Origin of the sequence: Aequoribacter sp., assembly GCF_965659035.1 — a bacterium.
Lineage (GTDB): Bacteria > Pseudomonadota > Gammaproteobacteria > Pseudomonadales > Halieaceae > Aequoribacter.
The window spans coordinates 1-7,832 of record NZ_CBFHWH010000092.1; the positions used below are offsets into that span (position 1 = coordinate 1).

General features: G+C 50.8%; 8 protein-coding genes, 1 tRNA gene and 1 pseudogene. 7 read left to right on the forward strand and 3 right to left on the reverse strand.

What is annotated here, in order from left to right:
* Positions 1-291, reverse strand: a pseudogene (locus ACTF5Z_RS10435) (amidohydrolase); the annotation flags it as partial.
* Positions 292-468: 177 nt separating this feature from the next.
* Between ACTF5Z_RS10435 and ACTF5Z_RS10440 the strand changes: the two are divergent.
* From ACTF5Z_RS10440 to vapC, 4 genes are all read left to right on the forward strand, one after another.
* Entirely contained in the window at positions 469-1,239 is a 771-nt protein-coding gene (locus ACTF5Z_RS10440; protein ID WP_438985578.1) for an exodeoxyribonuclease III, read from the forward strand.
* 179 nt (positions 1,240-1,418) lie between these two features.
* Entirely contained in the window at positions 1,419-2,423 is a 1,005-nt protein-coding gene (fbp, locus tag ACTF5Z_RS10445) for a class 1 fructose-bisphosphatase (RefSeq protein WP_438985579.1), read from the forward strand.
* 189 nt (positions 2,424-2,612) lie between these two features.
* Entirely contained in the window at positions 2,613-2,807 is a 195-nt protein-coding gene (locus tag ACTF5Z_RS10450; RefSeq protein ID WP_438985580.1) for a type II toxin-antitoxin system VapB family antitoxin, read from the forward strand.
* Positions 2,804-3,193 carry a type II toxin-antitoxin system VapC family toxin gene (gene vapC, locus ACTF5Z_RS10455; protein WP_438985581.1) on the forward strand — a complete coding sequence of 130 codons (390 nt, stop codon included), beginning with the start codon at positions 2,804-2,806 and terminating at the stop codon, positions 3,191-3,193. Before ACTF5Z_RS10450 ends, vapC begins: the two co-directional genes overlap by 4 nt.
* A gap of 156 nt (positions 3,194-3,349) precedes the next feature.
* Here the strand turns inward: vapC and ACTF5Z_RS10460 are convergent.
* Positions 3,350-3,436 (reverse strand) — tRNA-Leu (locus ACTF5Z_RS10460).
* A 119-nt stretch (positions 3,437-3,555) separates the two neighbouring features.
* Between ACTF5Z_RS10460 and ACTF5Z_RS10465 the strand changes: the two genes are divergently transcribed.
* The gene (locus tag ACTF5Z_RS10465; RefSeq protein WP_438985582.1) at positions 3,556-4,902 is read left to right on the forward strand and encodes a sodium-dependent transporter; all 1,347 of its coding nucleotides are present in this window, start codon (positions 3,556-3,558) and stop codon (positions 4,900-4,902) included.
* A 32-nt stretch (positions 4,903-4,934) separates the two neighbouring features.
* Here the strand turns inward: ACTF5Z_RS10465 and ACTF5Z_RS10470 are convergent, their stop codons facing one another.
* The gene (locus tag ACTF5Z_RS10470; protein ID WP_009575758.1) at positions 4,935-5,111 is read right to left on the reverse strand and encodes a hypothetical protein; all 177 of its coding nucleotides are present in this window, start codon (positions 5,109-5,111) and stop codon (positions 4,935-4,937) included.
* Positions 5,112-5,291: 180 nt separating this feature from the next.
* Between ACTF5Z_RS10470 and ACTF5Z_RS10475 the strand changes: the two genes are divergently transcribed.
* Positions 5,292-6,764: a SulP family inorganic anion transporter gene (locus ACTF5Z_RS10475; protein ID WP_438985583.1), complete on the forward strand. Its 1,473-nt coding sequence runs from the start codon at positions 5,292-5,294 to the stop codon at positions 6,762-6,764.
* 2 nt (positions 6,765-6,766) lie between these two features.
* Positions 6,767-7,642, forward strand: coding sequence for a universal stress protein (locus ACTF5Z_RS10480; protein ID WP_438985584.1), 876 nt, complete (start codon positions 6,767-6,769; stop codon positions 7,640-7,642).
* The last annotated feature ends 190 nt before the right edge of the window (positions 7,643-7,832 follow it).

A 7,832-nucleotide genomic window follows, 5' to 3' on the forward strand; every position in this document is an offset into this window, starting at 1 on the left:
GAAACTGAAGTGTCCATGTGCATCAATAAAGCCAGGAACTAAGGCTTTGTCGCCCAGCTGTATGACCTCCGTTGATTCTCCAATGTGTGCGGTCGCGGCTTGCCGAGATCCTACCACGAGAATCTTGCCATCTTTAAGCGCCACCGCCTGGGCGCCCTCAGTCGCCTCATCCATCGTGATTATGTTGTTACCAATGAATACCGTATCAGCAACGACCGCAGGCTCCATAGCGTCTTTACTGCAACCCGCTAGCGTCAGGACTAGCGCGGCGAGCAAACTCGTATATTTCATAACCTTCCCCTTTTTTACCTGCCCTGATCCTAACACAGCACGGGCAGAGTGCATCTAGGTCCAGTTGCACTACACGCAGAGAGCCAGCTCGGTATTGCGCGAAACTACAAGAACCAACGGTTCAACATCTGGAAGAATCACGTACAATGCCGACACTGAGAAAAGGGAGCAAACAACGTGAGATTAGTGTCTTGGAACGTTAATGGTATTCGAGCCGTTACCAAAAAGGATTTCTTCGAGTCATTTGAACGCATGGCACCCGATGTGCTTTGCCTGCAAGAGACCAAAGCGCAAGATGACCAGGTGCTTGAGGCTCTGACAGAACTCGATCCAGCTTACAAAGTGTTCAGCAATTCAGCCGAGAAAAAGGGCTATTCTGGCACAGCCATCATTACTCGCGTTGAGCCCATAAGCGTAACAGCCGACATGGGCATGCCCGAGCATGATACCGAGGGGCGCGTTTTGTGCGCGGAATTCGAGACCTTTTACCTAGTCACCGTCTACACTCCGAATTCGGGCAGCGAATTGAAGCGCCTCGACTACCGTCAAAGCTGGGATCAAGACTTCGCAGACTATCTAAAAACCCTAGAGCAAACCAAACCGGTCGTTGTGTGTGGTGACCTGAATGTTGCTCATCAAGATATCGATCTTGCTCGCCCCAAACAAAACTACAACAAAAGCGCCGGTTACATGCAGGCAGAGATCGATGGCTTTGACCGTTTAGTCGATCTGGGATTTGTGGATACCTACAGGCACTTTAACCCTGATACCGCTAAATATTCTTGGTGGAGTTATCGCGCCGGCGCCCGCGAAAAGAATATCGGCTGGAGAATTGATTACTTTCTTGTCACGTCCGAGCTCACACCGAGTTTGACCGGTGCCGAAATCTACAACAATGTCTATGGCTCTGATCACTGCCCTGTTGGTATCGACATTAGCGCGACCTGAGAGCCCGGTACCCGCAAAACAACGACAAATATCGATCAAGTGGCCTAAGCGTGGCTTGAACATATTGCTTCGAATCAAACCTTAGCCGATAACCAGCTTACGATTTATTCACACAGCGAGTCTCTACAGCGTTTTAAGGGTACAATGGCGCGTAAGATTTCACTGACGGCGAGGACGACATGCAAACACCGATTACTCTGGGCGAATTCATCATCGAAAGCCAAGCCGAATATCCAGAGGCGACCGGTGCCCTGACCTCCTTGTTCTCGTCGCTTCGCTTGGCCGCCAAAGTAGTCAACCGCGAAATTAACAAGGCGGGCCTGGTAGATATCGTTGGCGCGGCAGGCAATGAAAACGCGCAAGGCGAGCAACAGCAAAAACTGGATGTCTTCGCCAATGATAAGTTCAAAACCGCACTCGCAGCACGCGGTGTTGCGTGCGGCATAGCCTCTGAAGAAGAAGATAACTATGTAACCTTCGACGAGGGCCACAACAAAGACGCCGATTACGTGGTGTTGATGGACCCTCTAGACGGCTCATCTAACATTGATGTGAACGTCTCTGTCGGTACGATCTTCTCGATCTATCGCCGTGTTTCACCCGTAGGCTCGCCCGTTACCCTAGAAGACTTTTGCCAGCCCGGCAAGGACCAAGTAGCCGCGGGTTACATTATTTATGGCTCATCGACCATGATGGTCTATTCCACGGGCAATGGTGTGAACGGATTCACCTTCGACCCAAGTTTGGGTGTGTTTTATTTATCGCATCCCAGAATGACGACCCCGACTTCAGGCAAAACGTACTCTGTAAATGAGGGCAACTACATTCGCTTTCCGCAGGGCGTTAAAAAGTACATCAAATACTGCCAGGAAGAAAACGCTGACACTAACCGTCCTTATACCTCCCGCTACATCGGCTCTTTGGTGTCAGACTTCCACCGCAACTTGATCACCGGCGGTATCTATATGTACCCGAGCTCCAGCCGTTACCCCAACGGCAAGCTGCGCCTGTTGTACGAGTGTAATCCTATCGCCTTTCTCGCCGAGCAAGCCGGTGGTAAGGCTATTGCGGGTGCGGGTCAGCGTATTCTAGATATCAAACCCACCGAACTACATCAGCGTGTGCCCTTCTTTGTGGGGTCCGCCAACATGGTTGATATGCTAGAAGACTTTCTGTCTGGATGAGCCAAGTGTGACACGTTTGAGACCAAACTAAAAAAGCGGAATCTAGCTCCAAGTCTAATCTTTCTTGCTCGAACTTTACCACTAACGTTCATGGGCAATTGACAGTGACTTTGCTGTTCATTAATTTCTATAGCCATGTGTATAAATTATTGTTTTTATACACACTACTACGCGAGCTAGAGAAATTGCATGAGAACCAATATCGAAATAGACGACCAACTGATGAGCGACGTTTTAAAGCTAACGGGGCTAACCACCAAAAAAGAAGCCGTTGAGTTGGGATTAAGAACCCTCGCCCGCTTGCGACAACAGGAAAATATTCGCAACTATCGAGGTAAACTTGCCTGGACTGAGGATCTAAATGAACTCAGAGAAAGCAAGTGATTCTTGTCGATTCTAGTGTCTGGATCGATTACTTTACCGGCATCGCCGATACCCAGACCGACAAGCTCGATCAAGTACTGGGCAAAGAACCCGTCGCTGTCGGAGACCTGATTCTTACAGAAGTTCTGCAGGGGTTCCGCCACGACAGAGACTACCAAATGGCGAAGAATCTCTTTTCTGATGTTGAAGTCTTCGACATGCTCGGCAAAGATATCGCTATTAAGAGCGCGGATAATTTCCGCGTGCTCAGAAAACGAGGTATTACAATACGCAAGACGGCTGACGTTATCATCGCTACTTTCTGTATAGAACGTGGTCTACCCTTACTTTTCTCTGATAAAGGCTTTAAACCATTCGTAAACCACTTTGGCTTAACGGAGGTGTAGTTTAATAGCACTCTTTGAAGGCACTCGAGCATTTTGAATGCCATCCCCCGTTAACTGCGTAGAGCCCAGCTGTGCTGAGCGGCCGGCTTAGTCCGGCTGATTTTGGCAAGGCTTTGCCGCAGCCAAAAACATGAAACAATAAATTAAAAAAGGAGATGGTGCCCGGGGCCGGACTTGAACCGGCACGCTGTTGCCAGCGAGGGATTTTAAGTCCCTTGTGTCTACCAATTTCACCACCCGGGCGATGAAGGCGCGCATAATAGCACAGCCTTGGGGATTTTTGGCAAGCGATTCGAATTTTTATCGGGCTTTTTCTTAGTTCGGGTCGTGGTACACTCGCCACACCAAATAAGGAGGACTCCATGGCTGCAGCGCGCGGACAATTCAACTCTCGTATCGGCTTTATCATGGCGGCGGCAGGCAGTGCTGTAGGGCTAGGGAATATCTGGGGATTCCCAACGCAAGCGGCCAGCAATGGGGGCGCAGCCTTTCTCATCGTCTACTTAATATTGGCCTTTTGCCTTGCCTACCCGGCCCTCATGGCGGAGCTTATTATCGGCCGCCACGCTCACGCTAATGCCTCTAAAGCGCTTGAGCAAATTGCGCCGAACCGCCCCACTGCCATGTTGGGCCATGGCGTGGGTCTCGCCGGGTTAATTGTGGCTTCGCTGATTCTCAGTTTCTATGCCATTGTCGCTGGATGGATGATCGGCTTTGGGCTCGCAGCGCTTCTAAAACTGGTCGGTTTCGGGGACGCCGCGCTGTGGTTAGAGAGTTTCTCGACGGCGCGCAACATTGGATTGATGTCTGTATTTATGGTGCTGACAATTGGCATCATTACCCAAGGTGTCCACGGCGGAATCGAACGCTGGTCCGAACGGCTCATGCCAATGCTTCTGCTCTCACTCGTGGGCTTAACAATCTACGTATTGACATTACCGGGCGCCACCGAGGGTTTACGCGTTTATTTGCTGCCCGACTTTTCCAAAGCCGTCTCACCCGATTTGGTCATTAAGGCCCTGGGAGCTGCCTTCTTCTCTTTGTCCCTAGGTGTCGGCACCATGCTGATCTACGGTTCCTATATCAGCGACGATGAGCATCTTCCCTCATTGGGGGGGTGGGTCACCCTAAGCGACGTCTCTATCGCTGTGCTAGCGGGTTTTTTAGTGTTGCCAGCTATGTACGTCGCACAATACAACGGCGTGGCTATTTTCACGGATAGCGGCGCCCTGCTCTCAGAAGACACATTAATCTTTACCGTGCTACCTGCCCTGTTCGACACCATGGGCAGCACTGGAACGCTGGTCGCACTAGCGTTTTTCTTTTTGATGAGCATCGCCGCACTGACGTCATCAATATCGATGTTAGAAGTACCTGTCGCTTACACGGTCGAGAATACCGAGTTAGCGCGCTCTAAAGTCACCTGGGTTATCGGCATTGTGATTGGCGCCATCAGCACCGCAATTATTTTGAATTTTGATTGGCTGTTCGGCTTGGTGATCACTGTGACCACGCGCTATAGCCAACCTCTATTGGGCTTTATGTTCTGCGTCTATGCAGGCTGGCTATGGCACCGCAATACGCTGCTGCAAGAGCTTAAAAAGAATGACCCCGACGCAGAGTCGAGCTTGTTCTGGAAGATCTGGCCAAACTACGTTCGAATTGTTTGCCCGTTGATCATTTTAGGTATCTTTTACCAAAGCCTGTAAGCCCGAACCTGTATCTTATGGGAGTGGCAGTATCAGTCACCTTTGCGTAATCGATTAACCGTGTCGCCGATAAAGAACAGACCGTAACCCACGGAACCTAAAGCAAAAACAGCGCTAACCCAGTCTCCTGTCTGGGTGTACATATACGCGGAAAACGCGAACATAACCGCGGATAACACCAAACCGATCATTTTTGCTGTGGGCGACATTTCGACCTCCTTTACTGTCGCAATATTGTAACGACTTTTGCAGAAAATACCCCCTTAACTTGAAGCCACTGAGCCTTGCTGTTAGAGTGCGCGGCTTCGTGCTAGGTATTGCCTCAGCACTCTATGCCCGCCCTCTGAGTAAATATAGCCGGCACGCACTTAAATCAAAAGGTTGTTTCATTGAGTTCCCTAAAACAAGATTGGTTTGCCAATATTCGCAGCGATTTATTGGCGGGCCTAGTTGTCGCCTTGGCTTTAATTCCTGAAGCCATCGCTTTCTCCATCATCGCAGGCGTTGATCCCAAAGTGGGCTTATACGCTTCGTTTTGTATCGCTGTGGTCACCGCTTTTATGGGCGGCAGGCCCGGCATGATATCCGCTGCCACGGCGGCAATGGCACTGCTGATGATAGGCCTCGTTAAAGAACACGGTCTGCAGTACCTGCTGGCCGCAACAATACTTACCGGCGCACTTCAAATTATCGCGGGTTGGATTCGTTTGGGTACTCTAATGAAGTTTGTCTCACGCTCGGTGATCACCGGCTTCGTGAATGCCCTGGCGATACTCATTTTTATGGCGCAGTTACCCGAACTCACCGGGGTAAGCTGGCATGTCTACGCTATGACCGCAGCGGGACTCGGTATCATTTACTTGTTCCCGTACCTTACCAAGGCTGTACCTTCACCCCTCGTCGCTATTGTCGTACTGACCATTGTATCCATAACCCTGGGGCTCGATATTCGAACCGTTGGCGATCTGGGTGAGCTACCCGACAGCCTACCCCTATTCTTGCTGCCAGATATGCCTCTAACCTGGGAAACCCTGGGTATTATCTTCCCGATATCGGCCACAATGGCAATGGTTGGCTTACTTGAATCACTGCTTACCGCTTCTATCGTCGACGATTTAACCGACACCACCAGCGACAAAAACCGTGAATGTGTTGGTCAGGGCTCGGCCAATATCGTCGCCGGTTTGTTTGGTGGCATGGCCGGTTGTGCCATGATTGGACAATCCATTATCAACATTAAATCGGGCGGGCGAGGTCGTTTGTCAACCCTAGCGGCAGGCGTTTTTCTTATTACGCTGCTGGTGCTGGCCGGTGATTGGGTCGCCAAAATCCCAATGGCGGCGCTAGTGGCCGTCATGATTATGGTCTCTATCGGCACCATGAACTGGCAGTCGTTTCGCGACATTAAGGCTCATCCGAAAAGTTCATCGGTCGTGATGCTCGCGACGGTTGCCGTGACGGTAAGCACGCACGATCTCGCCATGGGTGTTATTACTGGCGTTCTTCTCTCGGGCATTTTCTTTGCCCAGAAAGTCGGCCGAATTTTGCTCGTACGATCCGCGGCTGAGAATGAAGGACGGATCCGACGCTACCAAATCACTGGACAGGTGTTTTTTGCTTCGGCCGATCGGTTTGTGGATCAATTTGATTTCAGAGAAGTGATCGACACCGTGATTGTCGATGTCAGTAAAGCCCACTTCTGGGATATTACGGCGATCAGCGCTCTGGACAAAGTGGTCATGAAATTCCGTCGTGAGGGCACTAACGTCGAAGTCGTAGGGCTTAACGAGGCCAGCGCCACACTCGTTGATAAGTTCGCGCTCCACGACAAAGACGATGTGGAATGGAGCGTAGGACACTAGCTATGAACCCGATAAACTCCAATCGCAAAATCATCGCTGCGGTAGACCGGTCGCACTTCTCAGAAACTGTGGCCCGCTACGGACAATGGTTGGCTAATCAACTGACCCTACCCTTAGAGCTATTACACGTGGTTGATCGACACCCAGAACGTGCCAGCAAGTCCGATGACCATAGCGGCGCCATTGGTATCGATGCGCAAGAGCATCTGCTTGCAGACTTAAGCCTTGAAGACGAACAGCGCACCCGTCAGAAGCGTGAAGCGGGACGCGAGTTTCTGGCAAATCTACAAAGCACACTAAGCGCAACATCCAATCAATCGATCGATATCAAGCAACGATTAGGCGATCTTGAAGAGGCTTTATCGATAGAGCAAGACCTCACCAGCGTGTTTGTCATGGGCCGCCGTGGGCGCTCGGCAGAGATGACACATCGCGATTTAGGTCGCAACTTAGAACGCGTCGTGCGAGCACTGCAACAACCCATACTCACAGTGACCGATACCTATACCGAGCCCTCGCGTGCGCTCTTTGCCTTTGATGGCAGCTCTCGATGCAAGCAAGGCATTCGGTGGCTCGCCAACAATACATCGCTGAAGAACTTAAGCATGCATATTGTGATAGCGGGTAGAGACACTCGCGCCAACCAAGAGCAGCTCACATGGGCCAAAAACAAACTTGAAAAGCGCGGCTACCACGTCACATCACAGATTATTCAAGGCGACCCTGAAACGGTCATTGCGAATGAAATAGCTGAGCGCAAGATCGATCTATTGATCATGGGGGCGTACAGCCACTCACCTCTACGCAGCCTCTTGTTTGGCAGTAGAACGGCTGATCTGTTGCGTTCAGCAACCGTACCTGCGCTACTGCTTCGATAAATCCAGCGCATCGAGATTCATACGCAGGCAAAAAAAAAGCCCGGGACATGCCCGGGCTATCAAGTCGCTTTCAGTGCACTAGAACTCGTAAGTAAAATCCACGCCGTACGTCGCGGGATCACCATACTGCTCAGTGATAAAGTTTAGCGCCCCAAAGTTGATCGAGTAATTAGGATAATCATCGTCTAGC